Annotated in this window: 15 protein-coding genes; 7 read left to right on the top strand and 8 right to left on the bottom strand. The window is 35.3% G+C overall.

Translation table 11 applies throughout. The features are described from left to right. Window positions 1-2: 2 nt before the first annotated feature. The 3 genes from VFM92_RS03200 to pyrE all read left to right on the top strand — a co-directional run bounded on the left by VFM92_RS03200 (window position 3) and on the right by pyrE (window position 3,574). A complete protein-coding gene (locus tag VFM92_RS03200) occupies window positions 3-776 on the top strand; it encodes an enoyl-CoA hydratase/isomerase family protein (RefSeq protein ID WP_325120752.1) in 774 nt (257 codons plus the stop codon). 36 nt (window positions 777-812) lie between these two features. Beyond that, window positions 813-2,726, top strand: a complete 1,914-nt coding sequence (locus VFM92_RS03195; protein WP_325120751.1) for an ATP-dependent DNA helicase RecQ — start codon at window positions 813-815, stop codon at window positions 2,724-2,726. 203 nt (window positions 2,727-2,929) lie between these two features. Continuing rightward, a complete protein-coding gene (gene pyrE / locus VFM92_RS03190) occupies window positions 2,930-3,574 on the top strand; it encodes an orotate phosphoribosyltransferase (RefSeq protein ID WP_325120750.1) in 645 nt (214 codons plus the stop codon). A 3-nt stretch (window positions 3,575-3,577) separates the two neighbouring features. Here the strand turns inward: pyrE and VFM92_RS03185 are convergent, their stop codons facing one another. From VFM92_RS03185 to VFM92_RS03165, 5 genes are all read right to left on the bottom strand, one after another. Further along, complete coding sequence (locus VFM92_RS03185) at window positions 3,578-4,465, bottom strand: DMT family transporter (RefSeq protein WP_325120749.1); 888 nt, start codon at window positions 4,463-4,465, stop codon at window positions 3,578-3,580. A 96-nt stretch (window positions 4,466-4,561) separates the two neighbouring features. After that, window positions 4,562-4,696, bottom strand: coding sequence for a hypothetical protein (locus tag VFM92_RS03180; protein WP_325120748.1), 135 nt, complete (start codon window positions 4,694-4,696; stop codon window positions 4,562-4,564). 318 nt (window positions 4,697-5,014) lie between these two features. Beyond that, window positions 5,015-5,944 carry a carbon-nitrogen hydrolase family protein gene (locus tag VFM92_RS03175; protein ID WP_325120747.1) on the bottom strand — a complete coding sequence of 310 codons (930 nt, stop codon included), beginning with the start codon at window positions 5,942-5,944 and terminating at the stop codon, window positions 5,015-5,017. Between the two features lie 54 nt (window positions 5,945-5,998). Beyond that, complete coding sequence (locus VFM92_RS03170) at window positions 5,999-7,117, bottom strand: DUF4221 family protein (RefSeq protein WP_325120746.1); 1,119 nt, start codon at window positions 7,115-7,117, stop codon at window positions 5,999-6,001. Window positions 7,118-7,196: 79 nt separating this feature from the next. Beyond that, window positions 7,197-7,814: a ribonuclease HII gene (locus tag VFM92_RS03165; RefSeq protein ID WP_325120745.1), complete on the bottom strand. Its 618-nt coding sequence runs from the start codon at window positions 7,812-7,814 to the stop codon at window positions 7,197-7,199. A gap of 844 nt (window positions 7,815-8,658) precedes the next feature. Here VFM92_RS03165 and VFM92_RS03160 point away from each other — a divergent pair. Together VFM92_RS03160 and VFM92_RS03155 are read left to right on the top strand one after the other, a co-directional pair. Then, window positions 8,659-9,957 carry an outer membrane beta-barrel protein gene (locus VFM92_RS03160; protein ID WP_325120744.1) on the top strand — a complete coding sequence of 433 codons (1,299 nt, stop codon included), beginning with the start codon at window positions 8,659-8,661 and terminating at the stop codon, window positions 9,955-9,957. Between the two features lie 490 nt (window positions 9,958-10,447). Beyond that, window positions 10,448-12,700 carry a TonB-dependent receptor gene (locus VFM92_RS03155; RefSeq protein WP_325120743.1) on the top strand — a complete coding sequence of 751 codons (2,253 nt, stop codon included), beginning with the start codon at window positions 10,448-10,450 and terminating at the stop codon, window positions 12,698-12,700. A 108-nt stretch (window positions 12,701-12,808) separates the two neighbouring features. Here the strand turns inward: VFM92_RS03155 and VFM92_RS03150 are convergent, their stop codons facing one another. Beyond that, window positions 12,809-13,087, bottom strand: a complete 279-nt coding sequence (locus tag VFM92_RS03150) for a hypothetical protein (RefSeq protein ID WP_325120742.1) — start codon at window positions 13,085-13,087, stop codon at window positions 12,809-12,811. Window positions 13,088-13,462: 375 nt separating this feature from the next. Between VFM92_RS03150 and VFM92_RS03145 the strand changes: the two genes are divergently transcribed. Together VFM92_RS03145 and VFM92_RS03140 are read left to right on the top strand one after the other, a co-directional pair. Then, window positions 13,463-14,002, top strand: a complete 540-nt coding sequence (locus tag VFM92_RS03145) for a hypothetical protein (protein WP_325120741.1) — start codon at window positions 13,463-13,465, stop codon at window positions 14,000-14,002. Window positions 14,003-14,335: 333 nt separating this feature from the next. Beyond that, entirely contained in the window at window positions 14,336-16,246 is a 1,911-nt protein-coding gene (locus VFM92_RS03140; protein ID WP_325120740.1) for an ABC-F family ATP-binding cassette domain-containing protein, read from the top strand. 381 nt (window positions 16,247-16,627) lie between these two features. Here the strand turns inward: VFM92_RS03140 and VFM92_RS03135 are convergent, their stop codons facing one another. Further along, window positions 16,628-18,538, bottom strand: a complete 1,911-nt coding sequence (locus VFM92_RS03135; protein WP_325120739.1) for a tetratricopeptide repeat-containing sensor histidine kinase — start codon at window positions 18,536-18,538, stop codon at window positions 16,628-16,630. A 6-nt stretch (window positions 18,539-18,544) separates the two neighbouring features. Further along, entirely contained in the window at window positions 18,545-18,901 is a 357-nt protein-coding gene (locus VFM92_RS03130) for a hypothetical protein (RefSeq protein ID WP_325120738.1), read from the bottom strand. Between the last annotated feature and the right edge of the window lie 469 nt (window positions 18,902-19,370).

The following is a 19,370-nucleotide window of genomic DNA, read 5'->3' as shown; positions in this document are numbered from 1 at the left end:
CTATGGAATTAATTAAGATTGAAATTAAGGACAGAATAGGTTACATCACACTCAACCGACCTGAAAAGAGAAATGCGTTAAGTTATGAATTTGTTGGAGAACTGAAACAAGCTTTTGCTCAACTTAAAGAAGATGACAAGGTAAAAGTAATCGTGCTTAGAGCAGAAGGAAAAGCATTTTGTGCTGGAGCAGATTTGGCATACATTCAAGGCTTGCAGGATAACACATACGAAGAAAACTTAGAAGACTCGAATCATTTAAAAGAGCTTTTCTACGAAATTTATACTTACCCTAAAGTGGTGATTGCAGAGATCCAAGGACATGCTTTGGCTGGAGGTTGCGGTTTAGCCACAGTTTGTGATTTCTCCTATACCGTTCCTCATGCGAAATTCGGATATACAGAAGTGAAAATTGGATTCATTCCTGCAATCGTTAAGGTCTTTTTATTAAGAAAAATAGGAGAGGGGAAATCGAAAGAACTTCTTTTGTCTGGCAAACTATATGAAGCAGTAGATGCCCAGCAAATGGGATTGGTGAATGAAGTGGTAGAAGCGGAAAAGCTTTCAGAGACCGTATATGAATTTGCACAACAGTTGATTCAGAATAACTCAGGGCAATCCATGGCATTTACCAAGCAGATGATAGCGGAAGTTCAGGAGAAAGGATTGGAAGAAGGTTTGCAATACGCAGCAGAGCAAAATGCCAAAGCCCGATCTTCAGAAGATTGCAAAAAAGGAATAGCGGCCTTTTTGAATAAAGAGACGCCTAGTTGGTGATTTTATAAGATTTCATAAAATATCTTCCCAAACTCCATGCAAAACCCAAAAGCCATTGATGTTCTCCAAAAATACTGGGGTTATGAAGCCTTCAGAAGTATGCAGGAGGATATTATCAATTCCATCAATTCGGGACAGGATACTTTGGCTTTGCTTCCAACCGGTGGAGGAAAATCGATATGCTTTCAGGTACCAGCCTTAATGAGCGAAGGCTTATGCCTGGTGATTTCCCCACTGATTGCTTTGATGAAGGATCAAGTAGAGCAATTAAAAAGAAGAAAAATTCCTGCGGCTGCTGTTTATTCAGGTATGACTTATCGGGAGATTGATATTTTGTTGGATAATGCAGCTCACGGTGCTTATAAATTTCTTTACGTTTCTCCAGAGCGATTAAAAACAGATTTATTTCTAGAAAGAGCAAAGAAAATGAAACTGAATCTGCTCGCAATTGATGAGGCGCATTGTATTTCCCAATGGGGTTATGATTTCCGTCCGCCCTATTTGGAAATCGCTAATTTCAGAGAGTTATTTCCTGCTGTGCCTTGTATAGCTTTAACTGCTACTGCAACTGAGGATGTCAAAATAGACATCCAAGAAAAACTGAACTTCAAAAATGGAAAGGTATTTCAAAAGAGTTTTGCCCGAGATAATCTTTCTTATTCAGTTCGGAAAGTTGAGAACAAGGATGCCAAGCTTTTTGAGATTTTACGAAAAATAGCAGGAACTTCAGTTGTTTACGCAAGAAATAGAAGGCGCACCAAGGAAATCGCTCAACTTTTGCAGAAGAATGGCTTCTCAGCTGATTTCTATCATGCTGGACTTTCCCAAGCCGACCGAAATGCAAAACAAGATGCTTGGTTGACCAATAAAACAAGAATTATTGTGGCGACTAATGCTTTTGGAATGGGCATTGATAAACCTGATGTGCGCACTGTCATTCATTGGGAATTACCTGATAATCTTGAATCCTATTATCAGGAAGCGGGTAGGGCAGGGCGTGATGAAAAGCCAGCTTTTGCAGTAGCGCTTTATCACCCACAGGATTTTAAGGAAATGGAGGAAAGGCATGAATTGGCCCATCCAGATTTCGAATTCCTGAAAAGGCTCTATCAATCTTTAGCTAATTATTTTAAAATAGCTATCGGTTCTGGTGAAATGCAAAATTACAGTTTTGAGATTCAAGATTTTTGCCAGCACTACAAATATGAGATTTACCCCGTTTTTCATGCATTAAAAGTTCTAGAGGAAGAGGGCTTTATTCAATTGAATGAGCAGTTTTATCGTCCTTCAGGCTTACATATCAATCTGGATTTTAAGGATTTATATTCATATGAGATTGCCAATGCCAAATTTGAAAAGCTCATTAAGACTGTGTTGCGGATTTATGGAGGAGATCTCTATCAGCAAGTAATTTTCATAAATGAATTGCAAATAGCCAAAATGGCTGAAATGACTCCACAAGAGGTGGTAAAACAATTGAATTATCTGGATAAAGAAGGAGTAATGGATTATACACCAAAATCCGATTCACCTCAATTAACCTTTTTGGAAGCACGCCATGATGCCAACAAATTGCCACTCAATAAGAAGCGACTGGAAGAAAGGAAAAAAAGCAAGTATGAGAAATTGATGGCAGTTAAAAATTATGTGGAAAATGATTTAGTGTGCCGTACGCTGAAGCTTTTGCAATATTTCGGAGAATATAAAGAAGAAGCCTGCGGTGTTTGCGATGTCTGTCTTGATCAAAAGAAATCAAGTCAACAGGATAAAGACTTAGAGCAAAAAATCATGCATATTCTAAAAGATTCTCATCTGAATATTGAAAGACTGTGTGAAAATATTGAAGGCTATGCCAAAGAAAAAGTGATTACGGCAGTCCGTAAACTAGATAATGAAGGTAAATTGAAAATGGATAAATTAGGGATGTTGAGTTTGGTAGATAGACAATAGATTTTAGAGCCTAGCAAACAGACGATTTACAAAATTATAAATTAATACCTTATTTTATTGTTAATTTGTATTTAAGGTTCCTACATCTCTTCAACACTTCTAACTATCAAATTTATAATTCACACATTTCTTAATTTATCTTTTATTTCAGCCTTGTGAATAAAAACCTTAAATTCGCATCAAATTAAAACCACTACTTTTCCATGATTACCATCGCCAAACCAGAAATTGCACGTGCTATTGCTTTAGAATTATTAGATGTTGGGGCTATCCAAATCAGACCTGCTAAACCCTTTACATGGGCTTCAGGCTGGAAATCTCCAATTTACTGCGACAACAGATTAGCACTTTCTTTTCCTGAAACCAGAAGTATCATTAAGCACTATTTGGCAGATGTAATCCGTGCTCAATTTCCTGATGCAGAAGCCATTGCTGGAGTTGCCACAGCAGGAATACCTCAAGGAGTTTTGGTAGCAGAATCTTTGGATTTACCTTTTATGTATGTCCGTTCCAAGCCAAAAGGACACGGAATGGAAAACTTGGTTGAAGGAAAATTAGAAAAGGATCAGAAAATTGTTTTGGTAGAAGATTTAGTATCTACTGGTGGAAGTTCTATCAAAGCAGCAGAAGCTTTACAATCCGCTGGAGCTAAAGTTTTGGGTATGGCCGCAATTTTTACTTATGGGTTTGATGTTGCAGTTGAGAATTTTAAAAAAGCAAATATTAAATTACTTTGTTTAAGCGATTATCCACATTTGCTTGAGGAGGCCTTAGCAAAGAATTTAATAAAAGAGGATGAGTTAGAAACTTTAAAAGAATGGAGAGATAATCCTTCTGAGTGGGGGTAGGGGCTATACTTCCTTTTTAGCCTTCTTAATATTAGCAACCACTATTGCAAAGAGAATGGTAGCAACGCCTACCCATTGCAAATTAGTTACTTCTTCAGCTAAAAGCCAACTTGAAAAGAAGACTGCCACGGGCAACTCAACTGAACTTAAAATGCTGCTGAGGCCAACTCCAGTTATAGGAATACCATAAGCATAAAATAATGGAGGAATAACAGTTCCGAAGAGCGCGAAAATTAATCCCCACGACCATAAACCGGCTGACAAACTTCCATTCCATAAAAATTCTGGAGGGAATATGACAAAGATGAAAAGACATGCACCAGTAATCATCATGGCACTTTTCTGAACAGGAATCAATGCATTGCCAACTCTGCCATTGGCCCAAATAAATACAGCATAAAAAAATCCTGCTAGTAATCCATAGCCTATTCCTTCTAAGCTGAATGGAATATTTTCCAGACTGTAGACATTTCCTGCTAAATAAGTACCGAAAAGGATAAAAATAACCGAAATCCACTGCATTCGGGTTGGGAATTTTCGATGGATAACAATTTCCAGCAGCATACTTATCCAAGTAAATTGCATCAATAAAAGTATACCTATGGAGGCAGGTAGTTCTTGAATGGATTTATAATAAAATAAACTGACTAATCCTGTGCTGATTCCAATAAGCAATACTTTCCAGCTGTTTTTCCATGTAAAATGGAATTTGACATTTTGAAATAGAGCCTTTCCTGCTAAAATTAGCCATAATAATACTGCTCCAAAAAATACTTGAGAACCCGTAACTTCGGCTAAAGTAAATCCTTCAGAATATGAAATTTTCACTAAAGTGGTTAAGACTCCAAAACTACAAGCTCCTAAAAATACCAATATGGCTCCTCTTATCATTACCTATTTTTTACAAGGCTGCAAATCTGAGGATAATTGTGAATTAATACTAAATCAAACAGTGATTTTTGTGGAAAAGAATGCTAAAAGTTACTATCAATTTGCATTGTTCAGCTTTTCAGCCTGTTCTCTTACTTCTTTTGCTTGATTGTATTGAACCGTTTGGTATACGATATAGCCCGCAATAAGGGTTGAAAGGAAAACTATTATGATGGTTTTGATATTTTTCATCAGTATATCATTTTCAGAAAACATAATGATTTTATTATATTTTTCAAATATAATAATTGCAGACTCAAGGTGGTGCGAACATTATGTTTTTAAGATATTGGTTTATGAAGCTTCATCTCAGATCAACCATTATCCTTATTCATATTAGACTGCCCTTTCACATCTAAAAAAAAACATATCCAGCCATGAAGTTGTGATAATACTTAGGATAGCGATTAGACGGTTTCAACCGTCAAACCGCAGAGCAGGGACAAAGTTGGCGCACGCGTTTCGCGTGTGTCCTACTATTCTAAGCGCCTCGCTTAGACTTCATGTAAATCATTTATCCTTCTCCATATCCGGCTGCCCCTTCACATCAAACCCAAAAACATCATTTCTAGCATAATGGCCAAATACATCAAAATCCATTTTAGCTCTTATGATTTCATCATGGTCAATTTCTGCAGTAAGTAAGCCTTCTTCGTTATATAAAGGGCCTGCCAAAACTTTTCCTAAAGGAGAAATAATCACACTTCCGCCTCTTGATAAAACTTCAGGTCTATCTTCTGCCAATTCTTTTTGAAGTTGCTCAGGATAATCACTTTTGCGGATAAATTGGTTAGAGCCAATTACAAAACATCTGCCTTCGCAAGCAATGTGAATCAAACTACTATTCCAACTGTCCCGTGAATCTGCAGTTGGGGCTACATAAATTTCCACTCCTTTTTGATACATCGCCATTCTGGCTAATGGCATGTAGTTTTCCCAGCAAATCAATCCACCAATTTTACCTATTTCAGTATTGAATGTACTCAAGGTAGTTCCATCTCCTTCGCCCCAAACCAATCTTTCAGCAGCCGTGGGTTTTAATTTTCTATGCTTGCCCATCAATTTTCCCTGAGGTGAAAAATAGAGCAATGTGCAATACAATGTTTTGCTGACCGAATCTCTTTCGGTAATGCCTATGGTGATGAACATTTCGTATTCTTTCGCCCATTTAGCGAGCTTTTCAGTTTCTTCTGCACCTACTTCTACGTTATTCTCCCAATATTCTCTGAATTGTTCTCTTCCAGCTTCTGTTCTACTGCCTACCACAGTTCCGAATCCTAAACCAGCAGGATAAGCAGGAATAAAGCTTTCCGGAAAGACTAATAATTTAACTCCTTGTTCTGATGCTTTTTGAATCCATTTCAAGACGATTTCCATCGTTTTGGCTTTATTAAATAGGGAAGGAGTGGCTTGTACACATCCGACTTTGAATTGTTTCATAAAAGTAGTGTGGTGAATTTTAAGTTGAACAATTACTTCAAAAGTATAAAGTTTTTATTTCTCTTTTAACTCAATTTCATGAATAATCAGTTCTTCTTCAGAGATGTATTTATAATTAGGATGTCCCGCTTGAATGTAAAGTTTATTATTGGCTACAAACCATGTATAAGAGAAATAAGTGTTTTTAGGTAGCTTTAATTCATCAATTATATCAAAATTTTTATTAAAAATTTGCAAAATATATTCCTTTTTTAAAAATCCATTTTCTTTAGGTTTATGTTCTGTTTCCTTCCATAAAATCCTTGTAAAAATATTGTCATTGAGTTTTTCCAATTGATTGTAGAAATTACTTTCCACGGCATGAGGCACCCAATCTTCCGGATTCTTATTTTTCTCATGATAAATTTTATCAGCACTTATTACTTCTGTGAATTCTTGAGTTTTAGAATTGTATTGATAGGTCATGGGTGAATAAATCTGGTTCACGAGAAATTTACCATCAAATGGTTTTGAAATAGTAGGGTAATTCAAAAAACCATATTCAATATCCGATTCAATTGGTTCCGTTTGGAAATAGTCTAATGTAGTAATCTTTAAATCATTTAAATCAAAAAAGCTAATTTGTTCAGTTTCAGCTGATATTTTACTTTTTGGGTCGAAATAAAGATTATAAATGGGTATACTTTTTATTTCAGGGATATAATAAAGTCTGAAATGCTGATTAAATAGCGGTTCAAAATTGATGTTATAATCTTCAATAAGTGCTAATAAATTGGGGTTTGATTCTTTGCTGTAGGATTCATTGATAATATTAATACTTCCTCTGCTGGAGATGAAAATTGAATCTTGATTATGATAATATAAACCAGTTACGTTTCCAATAGCTTTAGGCCCGTCTGATTTTAAAATTATTCTTTTGCTTAGATTTTTTGAGTTCAGATTGAAAAATTCAATGCTGTGACTAGTGTTATTGTAAGTAATTAGCTCTAAATCTTTTTCACTTTTGAATGTAAAAACGCCATAAGTAAATTTCGCTAAGGTATCCGTTTTAATGTTAATGCTGTTTATTTTTATCTCAAGCTCATTTTCTTTACTGTTTTTATGATTGTCTGAATCCTTACAGCTTAAGATTAATATGAAAATGATGAAGGAATAAATTGGGCTTCTGCTCACTTTTTTAACTTTATATTTGACTTAGTAAACTTTATAAAATTTTTTTTATTATTTATCTATCTTTTCCTACAATTCTAGTTTAACCATTTCCATGGTTCTCAAATATCTCCCGCTGCTTCGGCAACAGCTGAAATGATTTTCTATGGTGTTCCGTTATCCCAAACTTCTGAATTCCTGCTCGATGCTGTTTGGTCGGATATCCAACATTTCTTTCCCATGCGTAGTGAGGATGCAATTCAGCTAATTTCCGCATCAAATCATCTCGGTACTCTTTTGCTAAAATAGAAGCGGCCGCTATGCTGAAATATTTGCTATCGCCTTTTATAATGCACTCATGTTTTATTTTTTGGTAGGACGTAAATCGATTTCCATCGATCAGTAGAAAATCAGGTTTTTGTACTAATTGGTCTATGGCTTTATGCATAGCCCAAAAAGAGGCATTCAAAATATTGACTTGGTCTATTTCTTCAGGGCTGCATTCTGCAACGGCCCAGGCAATACTTTCGCTTTTTATTACATCAACCAATTCAGCTCTTTTGTTGGCGCTTAATTTTTTGGAATCAGTAAGATAAGGATGAGTGAACTTTTTTGGTAAAATAACTGCAGCAGCCACTACAGGTCCTGCTAGGCATCCTCTGCCAACTTCATCACAACCAGCTTCTGCATTGTATTTGTTATGGTAATTGGATAAAAGCATATTTTTAAATTGTATTGCTCTGTTTCAAAATAATTAGATTTAATTTTTAGTTGAATTATTCTTAAAGTACGATTCTGAACATGAATTGAGTAGAAATTTTAAAATCCTCAACATACCTAACAAGGATGAATAAAATTTATTGAATTCCATCCCGATAAATACGGGACAAGTTATGACCGTTTGCAATAATAACTATACAGATGAAATATAAAGATACATTTATGTTGAAATCAGTGATTTTTAGCAGAATTGTGAGTGTAAATTTATTTTTTTAAAAAGCTAAAAAAATAAATTGAATATTAGAAAAAATAAAACTCAAAAAAAGTTTTTTATTGATTTATTAATTTACTTTCGCACCGTGATTAAATGGTATAATTTTATATTTTTTACAATAGTTTTCTCAACTGCAATTTTAAGTTTTGCAGCGACAGCGAATTGTAATTCAGTGACTCTAAATTCCACTTTAGACGTACGTAGTCAGCAAACTGAGTTAAAATCTAAAATTGACCAGCATAGTACACTAACAATTCAAACCAAGGGAAATTATTTGAATGAAGCTACAGACGAGTCTGTAGAAACTACTAGAAATCCATCCTTTTCTTTTGTTCCATCTTACGAGTATTCCTTTGAATCATTTATAGCTCAATACATAGGTTACATCAGAAATTGTCTGATTCAGCATAGACAATTAAGTTTTATCTTAATCTTTTATTATTTTTGGTAGACTACAGTATAGGTCACCACCTCTCTTTTGATAAATCAATGCTAGTTAAGTATTGGTGAAATCCATCTTACACCTTTTATTAATCTATTTTCTATTTAATTACATTTAATTTTTATAAAAATGAAAAACATTGTTTTGACAGCAATATTATTATTGTCTACTTCATTATTATTTTCTCAACACTCAGATAATACGTCATCTGATCATATTTCTGATTCTCCATCAAAAAATATAGAGAATCATGAATCTGTTAACTTACACCATACAAAAGATACATTAATGGTAGCTTTTAATGGATATCTGGAAACATTCTATTCCTATAATTTTAATAAACCGTCTAATAATATCAATGCCTTGCGTGGTTTTGATTTTATAGCTAATTCATTAACAGTAGGTAACTTTGTGATAGGCGTGGATGCAAAGTATAATAACTTTAGCACGCGTTTAGCCATTAATATTGGTATGACTCCAAGTCAGTTTTATAAGCAAGAGCCTACAACTCCAGCAAGTTATCAGGTGCCCTCATTAAGTAGTGTAAGCTGGCAATTTATTCAAGAAGCAATTGTCAACTATGATTTTGAAAATGTTAAAGGATTATCTGCCCAAATGGGTATAATGGCAACTCCTATTGGTATAGAAGGATTACCTAGTTTTCAGACATGGGAAACAAGCATGGCCAATCCGGGTATGCATAAAAAAGATTATCGTGAAAACTGGAATTTTTCCAGAAGTAATGCTTTTATCCATGTACCTGATTATCATAGCGGTGTAAGGTTTTTATATAGCCCTTCTCCGAAAAACACATTTTCACTCTATCTAGTCAATGGTCAGAATATGGTAACTGATAATAATGTTAATAAAACAGTCAGTGTTTCTTATTTATGGACGCCAAATAATAATGTTCATTTTAGTGCATTATACATGGGAGGTAATGAAAGACCAACAGACTATACTTTTGAAAATAGCTGGAGACATATTTTTGACTTTCATACTAGGTTTAGTATCACTAAGAATATTGAATTTATGACTCAATTTACACCTGGATTTGAAACTACCGATGCAGGTAATAATCAATTCTTAATCAATGTTGCATATCTGAAATTTATTACCAGCGAAAAAAATTACATTTCATTCAGATATGAACATATGTTTGAGAGAATTTTTGAAGGTTCATCCTCCAATTTTCTGGAAACATTTAATGAAAATAATGAGGCAGGTTTATATGGTATTACAGGCACTATTTCTCATATTCTTGTAAAAGATCATTTAATGATTCGTGGAGAGTATAGACATGATTACGGTACTCAAAACTGGTTTTATAAGGGAACACTTCAACCATCGGGTAAAGAGGATTATCCATTCTTAACAAATGCAAGCCGTCAAAATACAGTTTCCTTTAGTGTAGTCGGTTGGTTTTAATTAAATAATTAATTGTCTAATATCTTTTTGAAATTCCGGAAACTATCAGACCACAGCGAATATTTAAGTGCTCTTGTGGCTCTAGAGTCATTTCACAATCACATCATAATTGTGTTTTGTGGTTCTGACGCAAACAAGACTTTCTGATTTAACAGAATCAAGCGACTATTTAACGTTAGGATTTTAAAAAAATCTGTTTATAAAAATAATTGTGTTGACGCTGGTACTTTTTTATTGAAAAGAGTATCAGCATGCAATTACATTTAAAGCATCACTATTGTCAAATTCATTCTTTCAATAGTTTTAATACGATTATGATGCCAGGTAAAGTTTGGTTTCATTTTCTGCTAACCTCATCTCATAAAGTAACAAATTATTAAAAGTAGTACTTTCTAAAGGTTAAGCGTAACCTTTTCATATCAATTAGGTTATCTAATTTATAAATATATATTTGTATTAAAATATATTTAGATTAATCTAAAAATAAATCATGAGAGTATCAATTTGGATATTTTTACTATTTTCATTCTTTGTTTTTGCCGCTGAAGCACAGGTATTTAAAGCAATCATAGTGGATGAAAAAAATGAGCCCTTACCTTTTTCAAATGCTTATGATTATGATCTGGGCTATGGTGCAACCGCTGATGAGGAAGGATTTATTTTAATGAAAATTCAATCTGAAAGCAAAACGCTCTGGATTTCGCATGTAGGTTTTCAAAAGAGTAAAATAGAGCTTAAAGATTTTGATTTATCTCTAACCCACCGCATTCGGCTTATTCCAGACAAATTAGGATTGAATGAAGTAGTGGTCAGCGGCCAAATGCAAACCAGAAGCTTGCGAAACTCTCCTGTAAAAGTAGAAGTCTTCAAAGCGGACTTCCTAAACGATTTCTCTCAGGGTTCAGGAAATTTGATGGAGAATATTTCCATGATAAATGGGATTCAAGAAAATGTAGCCTGTGGAGTTTGCTATACCAATGAAATCAGTATCAATGGCCTCGAAGGTGCTTATACTTCCCTTTTGATTAATGGAATTCCTATTTACGGTAATTTAGCTACTGTTTATGGACTCAATAGCATCCCTACCGATATGATGGAAAAAGTGGAGGTAGTGCGAGGACCTGGCTCTACCCTCTACGGTTCGGAAGCTATGGCAGGCGTCATCAATATCATCACGCCTGATGCCGAAGAGAATGATTTGAAGTTGAATTCGAGTGTATCGCAATTTGGGGAATGGAGAGGAAATGTGATTTCGCAGTATGCTCAAAAAGATTGGAAGCATTTTTCAGGTTTTCACTGGGACGTGGCCAACCGATTTGTAGACCAAAATGAAGACCTGTTTTCTGATGTGGTTTTAAGAGATCGATTCTCCGTTTTCAATTTTTCAGAAAATGAAAAGCAACAATTTTCATTAGGAGGGAAATACTATTATGAAGACAGAAGAAATGGCGTTTTGGAATATGTAAGAGATCAAAATTATAAGCAGTTGAGAGGCAGCGAAGATGTGTACGGGGAAAGTATTTACACCCACAGATGGGAATTGTTTGGCGATAAGAAATTCGGAGACGGTCCGTTTCGATTGCAATTTTCTGCGAGTCAGCATTGGCAAGATAGTTATTACGGAGATACCTTTTACGAGGCAGAGCAGCATCAGGCTTTTACTAATTTTATTTATGAAAATAAATGGAGAAATCATGATATATTATCGGGCTTTAGTCAACGCGTAAGTTATTATGACGATAATTCTGCGGCAACATCAAGTGAGGCAGGAAATCAACCTGATTTGCAAATCATCCCTGGAGTTTTTCTTCAGGATGAGTGGAAAATAAGTAAAAAATGGAAAGCACTTTCTGGTGTCAGATTAGATTATTACAACCGGCATGGAATGATTTTTTCTCCTAGATTGAATGTGCAATATCAATTGAGTGACTGGACTAATTTTCGCTTTAATAGCGGAACCGGTTTCAGGATAGTTAATCTTTTTACAGAAGACCACGCCTTCGTTTCTGGTCAGAGGGAATTACGTATTGAAGATGATTTAGATCCTGAACGGTCATTCAATGTTGGCTTAGGTTTTCAGCATGTTTATACCATCGGAAACCAGCAGGGAAATATTGAGATAGATGGATTTTACACCTATTTCACCAACAAAATCATTCCAGATTATGATACTCCCGGTTTTATTATCTATGCTAATTCTGAAGCTTACGCCTACACCAGAGGCTTGAGCGCAAATATTAATCATCAATTTGGAGCTAATCTTTATTTGAATTTGGGCGCTCAATGGCAAAATGCCAGACAGGCAGTGCGTAATGAAGTCGGTATTTTGGAGGAAAGACCCATCATATATTCAAGAGATTGGTCTGCCGTAGGTTCTGCAGAATACAGTTTTCCGAAGGGAATAAAACTAAATTATAATTTTAACTGGAATGGACCCACTTCCATGCCTGAAGTATTTGACGTGAATGCAATGGGGAAAATTGTAAACTCTAGACCAGCATCGTCTCCTGCTTTCGCATCACATAATCTGAAAATAAGAAAGGAATTTAAAAGGATTGAAATTTTCGCGGGTTTTAGGAATCTATTTAATAATGTTCAGGAATTTTCACCGTTAAGCGGCACGCAAGATGAAACAGCTCCTTTAGGCTTCGGTCAATATTTTGATACGGCTTACAATTATGGGAGTGTGATGGGGCGAAATTTCTTCGTGGGTTTTGATTGGTCAATTCATTCAAAAAAGTAGAGTAGGAGTTTGATTTAAGACGCTAAATAAATTCAATAATTTATCAAATTCCATTTCTAAAAAATGAACTCACTAAATATTTGAACACTAACCATTTCTGTAGATAGTTTATATCCCTATTTTTATTTTCACTACTTTTTTATTCGCGAACATGACGATAAAATTTTGCTTAACATTTTTAATTAAAGAAGTGAATTGCTTTACTTTGAGTAAGGTAGTTAATGAAAAATTAACAGCTGATGAAGACGAAATATTAATCCAAACATTTTCATCATCAGTCTTGATCGTAATCACTTCTGATTTGCTTCTAATCTCTAAATCAGCTGGTAGTTTAAGTTTTTTCATTTCGATTCTGTCGTGATGCTTAGTTTTCCATTTAATGTCCATTCTGTTTTTTCATCAGAACCTGCTTTTTTAGGAACCCCAATTTTAAAATCACTGAAATCGTAATTAATTTTCGCGTTTCTGCTAGTTAGACCAGTAACTTATCAATAAAAGAGAATAACTGAGAGAAATTCAGCTGTCCGAAGAAACTTGTATTTTCACTGATGTGTATTTGCGGTTGTGGTAAATTACAATACACAAAAAAAGTAAGTTCGTTTCCCAGACTTGCCTAAGTTTTAAAATCGTCCCCGGGACACTAATGATTTAATGTTATTTTAATGTTATGAAATATGTTTATTCCATGTCGTGGCATAGCATTTGCTAAAAAATATTCATGACCGAAAAGATTAGATAAAAATAATTGAAAACAAGAAAAATATGAACTCTATAGCAAAAATATTATTAATGGTATTATTATCAATAATGCTAAGTGGCCAAGTTTCAGCACAAACAAGTCCGAATAAATTAGAAATTGGCTTCAATGTTAGTAGATATCAAAAAGATATTGGACTTGGATTACATTTGATTAGTCCATACTTTATTAAAGAAAAGATTGCTATCAAGGCTGGCGCAAATCTGCTGTGGTTTGAATATTTTAATGGATCAGAAACGACTTTTTCACTGTATCAGAATTTCCAACTTGGGATAAAAGTTAGGAATGCTATTTTTTCCGATAAACTATTTATGTATGGAGAAGGTGGTTTTTTAACCATTTTACCAAATAGTGCCTTTTCTTCAGAAAGTTCCGTTTTTGGTGGATATGGATTATTCGGAATTGAGTTTAGGCCATCCCAAAAAGCAGCCTACTTTGTAGAATTAGGTGGTGTAGGTTCAGGTGCAATTGCAGATAAAATAGCAGGTGAACCCAAATACTCAAATGGTTTTTTAATCAATGTTGGCTATAGAATAGGTTTATAATTATTTGTGGCTGAAATGCTTACAAGATTATGTGACGTTCTAAACTTCAAATGATACCGACCTGATTGATGCTTTAATCTGACATTTACTGGATTAACGTATCAGTAAAAGAAAGTAACTGTGGGAAGACCAGCTGTCCGAAGAAACTTGTTTTACCCATATGCAATTACGATTGTGGTAAACTAAAACTATTCAAAAAAAGCCAGCTCGTTAATTGAGCTTACCTAATTTTTCAAATCGTTTCTCAAGCACAATTGGATTAACTTTGAAATAATCTGTTAACTATTCCTCAAAAGGATTTTATCCTGACAAAATCCCACTTAATTTTGCATCATGCTTTCTATTAATAATTTAGATTACTACATAGGCGACAGAGCCTTATTTAATAATGCCTCTCTACACATCAAACCAAAAGATAAAATTGGATTGATCGGACTTAACGGACAGGGAAAATCCACTTTGCTGAAAATAATCAATGGAGATATTACACCCGATAAGGGTGAAGTGCAGATGAGTAAAGATTGCACCATTGGGTTCTTAAATCAGGATTTACTTTCTTTTCAGTCCGAGGATAGCATTTTGCATGTGGCCATGCAGGCTTTTAAAGAAGCCTTGATATTGCAGGAAAAAATCGAATCTATTTTGAAGAAGATGGAAGAGGATTATTCCGATGATTTAGTAGTTAAGTTAACGAAAGCGCAGGAGCAGTATGAAATGATGGAAGGTTACAGCCTTCAAGCCAAAGCTGAGGAAATCTTGGAAGGAATCGGATTTAAAACGGAAGACCTGAAGCGGCCGCTCAAAACTTTTTCAGGTGGATGGAGAATGCGTGTGATGTTAGCCAAGCTCCTATTGGAAAAGCCTTCTCTACTGATGCTGGATGAGCCTACCAACCACTTGGATCTACCATCTATCCAATGGATTGAAAATTACTTAAAATCTTATGAAGGTGCTTATATTATCGTTTCGCACGATAGGGAGTTTTTGAATAGAACAATCGATATTACAGTTGAGGTAGATCAACAACAGTTAAATCTATATGCTGGTAATTGGAACTTTTATAATGAAGAAAAAGCGCTCAGAGCAGAGCTGCAACAAAATGCTTATGAAAATCAGCAGCAGAAAATAAAGCAGACGGAGCAATTCATCAGTCGTTTCCGTTCCAAAGCCACCAAAGCAAAGCAGGTTCAGTCGAGAGTGAAAGCCTTGGACAGAATGGATAAAGTGGATGCAGTAGTGGACAATAATGCCACCATAAACTTCAGCTTTAATATCAATAATAAATCCGGCAGACATATTGTAAGATTAGAAGATGTGTCCAAATCTTATGGAGACATCAAGATTTTAGAAAATACCGATGCGCATATTGAAAGAGGTGATAAAATTGCGTTGATTGGGGCAAACGGTAAAGGTAAATCTACTTTGCTGAGAATAATAGCTGGGGAGGAGAAGATTGATGGAAAGAGAGAACAAGGCTATAATGTGGAATTCGGATTTTTTGCACAGCACCAGTTAGAATCTTTGAATATCAATAATGAAATTTTAGATGAACTGAAGCAAGCGGGTAGTGACCGAACTGAAATGGAGCTGAGAAATTTGTTGGGTTGTTTCCTTTTCAGGGATGAGGAAGTTTTCAAAAAAATCAAAGTGCTGTCAGGAGGGGAGAAATCGCGTGTGGCTCTATCCAAGACTATGATTTCCAATGCCAATTTCCTTCTGCTGGATGAGCCAACCAATCACTTGGATATGCAATCGGAAAATATTCTGATTCAAGCTTTACAGCAATATGAAGGTTCTTTTATCACCGTTTCCCACAATAGATATTTTGTATCGCATGTGGCGAATAAAATCTGGTGGATAGAAGATTATCAGGTGAAAGAATATCCGGGGACCTATGATGAATTCCAGAATTGGTTTGCTAAAAGAGAAGCAGCAAAAGCCGATAATCAAAAAATTGAGGAGGAGATAAAGAAAGAACAGAAAAAAGAAAAGCAAGCTAAGCCCAGACATCAGCCGGAAGATGCTGAACTAAAAGCCAAGCAAAAAGAGCTGTCCAAACTGGAAACGAATATTGAAAAACTGGAATCCGATAAAAATAGCCTGGAAGAAGAATTAGCAAAACCTGCTGTTTATGGTGATCCGGACAAACTTTTTGAAGTGAACCAGAAATTTGAAAAGGTAAATTCTGAACTGAAAAGCTTAACCGAACAATGGGAAAGTTTGGCGATGGAGTTAGATTCATAATGCAGTTACACCCCCCTTCGCCCCCCTCAAGGGGGGATTCTCACGAATTTTTCTTTTTTCTAAGACAAATTAGTATTGTTTTTTGAAATTTTTATTTAGCATAGGATTTTTAATATTGTATATTGTAATAAAACATATTGTTTCTTACCAATATAAATCGGAGAGATTATCCCCTTGAGGGGATTATAGGGGTGTTTTAGCGTGCAACTCGGTCTGACGCATTTGGCTTCAGACCGATATTGAAGATGTACTTACATCGATTAGACGGTTCCAACCGTCAAACCGCAAGTCAAGACGATTTTTTTAATTTTAAATGCAAACTATACCCAATTAAAATGCAAAGGAATTTCGGTGCGTGTTCCCCTTCTGGAGGTTAGGGGGCTAGGAGGTCGGCAACGAAATAATAAAAGTAGTGCCTTTATTAATCTCGCTTTCAATTTCCATTTTGCCTCCGTTCATTCGGGTGAACTCTTTAACCAGCTGCAGCCCTAAACCAAGTCCTCGTTCTCCTTTAGTCCCCTGGCTTCTTTCGAAATGGTCTTCTGCTAAAATGATATCAATTTTTTGTGGTGACATGCCCATTCCAGTATCTTGAACTTTTATAGCAATAAACTGCCCCGATTTTTGGGCACTTAACTGTATCGTTCCACCTTCATCTGTGAATTTTAATGCATTGCTGACCAAATTTCTGAATATGGTTTTCACACTATTGGCATCTGCCCAAATCTCATAATCATCGGTTATTTCAAGACGTAATTTTGTCTGCTTATTCTCAGCTGTATTGAAAAATAAATCAAGTAGTTCTTCGCTGAGCTGCTGAAGATTAATTTTTTCTGGATTGTACGGGATATTTCCTTGCTGCGTAACCGACCAATCCAGCAAATTGGTAAGTAAAGTAGAGAGGTTGGTGATGGTTTTATCAAAAATTCTGTGGATATCCAATAAGTCTTTTTTATCCTCTTTTTCGATGCTATCCTTCATGATAACCGAAAGGCCTTTAAATGAATTAACAGGTCCCATCAGATCATGCGCAATAATAGATAGGAATTTCTCACGAGTAGCATTAATGGCTTCCAGCTGATCCCTCTGAGCCTCAATTTCTTCTTTTCGTTCCTGTAGTAATGAATTTAGCTTTTGTTTCTTACGGCTATTACGGTAGTATAAAATACTGAGGATACCCAAAAGCAATATGATTACCGCCATGGAAGCAAAAATGATATACTGATTTTCTTGCTCGGTTTTTAAGAGTTGAATCTCCGCTTCGCGTTGATTGACCTCATATTCAGTTCTCATATCCGCTATTTCCCGAATTTTTTCTTCACTATTGATGCTATCTCGGTAAATTAAATACTGGCTTTGATGAAAATAAGCTTGTTGATATTTATTTTGCGCATCATACAATTCGGATAATTTAAGATTGGCATCGCGGATTTGCTCTTTTAATGAATGTTCTTTAGCAATTTTCAGACTATGTTGAGCATATTCTATAGCACGTTCTAAATCATTATTTTCTTTGTAAATGTCGGCTATGTAAATGTCATAAACGGCTATAGGATAAAAATCACCCATATCTCTTAGGATGACAGTGGCTAAATCCATTTTATTTTTGGCAATTCGGTGCTCACCTTTTAAGGCATGCACCATTCCCATATTGCCCAAATTATAGGCAGTGCCTATTAAATATTCCACTTCTTGAAATATTTTTCCTGATTCTTCAAAATAAAGAAGGGCAGAATCTAGTTTTCCTGCATTCAAATATCCATCTCCTGCATTCAATAATGCAGTGGCTAAATTTACAGAGTCTTGCTCTTGACGTAAAATTTTAATAGCTCTGCTGTAATAATGTGAAGAATTTTTATGGTCATCATTTGCATTATATACACCTGCAAGTGCTATATAAGCACCTGCAAAACCTGCTTGATAATTCTCCTTTTCAGCTGCTTTTGCTGCTTTATAAAGGGAATTTATTGCTTTTGAGTAATCTCCTTTTTCTCTTAACGCCTGTCCTTTTTGTAGGTAGCCTCTATGTAAGTACAACTGATTGTTTAGCTTTTCAGCTAAAACAATCAGTTGTTTGGCATAATTAAGCCTTTTGGAGGTGTTTCGTTCGTTAAAAGCTATTTCATGTAAAACTTCTAAACGTATGGTATCAGGTAAATTTTTCTTATTCTGTATCTCTAATAAACTATCAACAAGCTGTTGGTTTTGAGCTTTTATCCCAAAAATGAAAATTATTGAGAAACCAACAGTTAATAGTAATTTTAATAATAAGGTGTGGAATTTAATATTCACCTTTTATTAAGTTTTTACATTCAATTGAGGATCATCCACCAAAGACTCATCACCTATTTTATACCCAATACTATACGATTCTGTACCTGTTGCATCTGGGCTTACAGTTCCAGTCCAATCGGAAGCTGGATCACTGGGATTTACGGGCGCAGGGTCTACTGAAAAAACATCTTGGCTATCCGGTTTTGCAGTAATTCCCGTGATTTGGTCTATTCCTCCATTGGGAACTAGCGTCCAGGTAACGGTATCACCTTTTTTTACATTGGTAGTGATGTTATCTTTTCCAGAATGACCTTCATTGTCCGTTAAGTAAAGGCCGTTGTTACCTTCTTGTTTACTGATTTTGATGATTTCTGATGCCATATGGTTGTAATGAATTGTTTTAATGAAAGTCTAATGTACAATCTTTTAAATGAAGCTAAAGAAATATTCGATAGAATCTTTCAAAGTTTAGATGTATCAACAGTTAAAATAGATTCAAGCATAAAAAAGCAGTATAGGATTTATTATAGGCTGCAATTTGTGACTTATTGATATTTTATTATTCTAGATTGCTTGCAATGACGGTATAACTTTCCCTGTCGGTGATTAACAACCTACATTTGCTCAGAGCGTCATTGCGAATCCCTTTAGGGTGAAGCAATCTATCCTTTGTGCATAGCTGGCAAGAGATTGCTTCGTGCCTCGCAATGACGGATATTGCTTTCGGTATCAATTAACATCTTACCCAACTTGCTCGGAGCGTCCAACATGGTGGGGTAGGCCATTAGGAGAGAGGCACGACTGAAGCAATCAAATAATTCAAATTTTATAGCATAAAAAAACAGCGCAA

The sequence above is a fragment of the Marivirga sp. genome (assembly GCF_035704835.1).
Lineage (GTDB): Bacteria > Bacteroidota > Bacteroidia > Cytophagales > Cyclobacteriaceae > Marivirga.
Note: the sequence above shows the minus strand (reverse complement) of the source record. Positions and strands in the feature narration are given on the sequence as shown.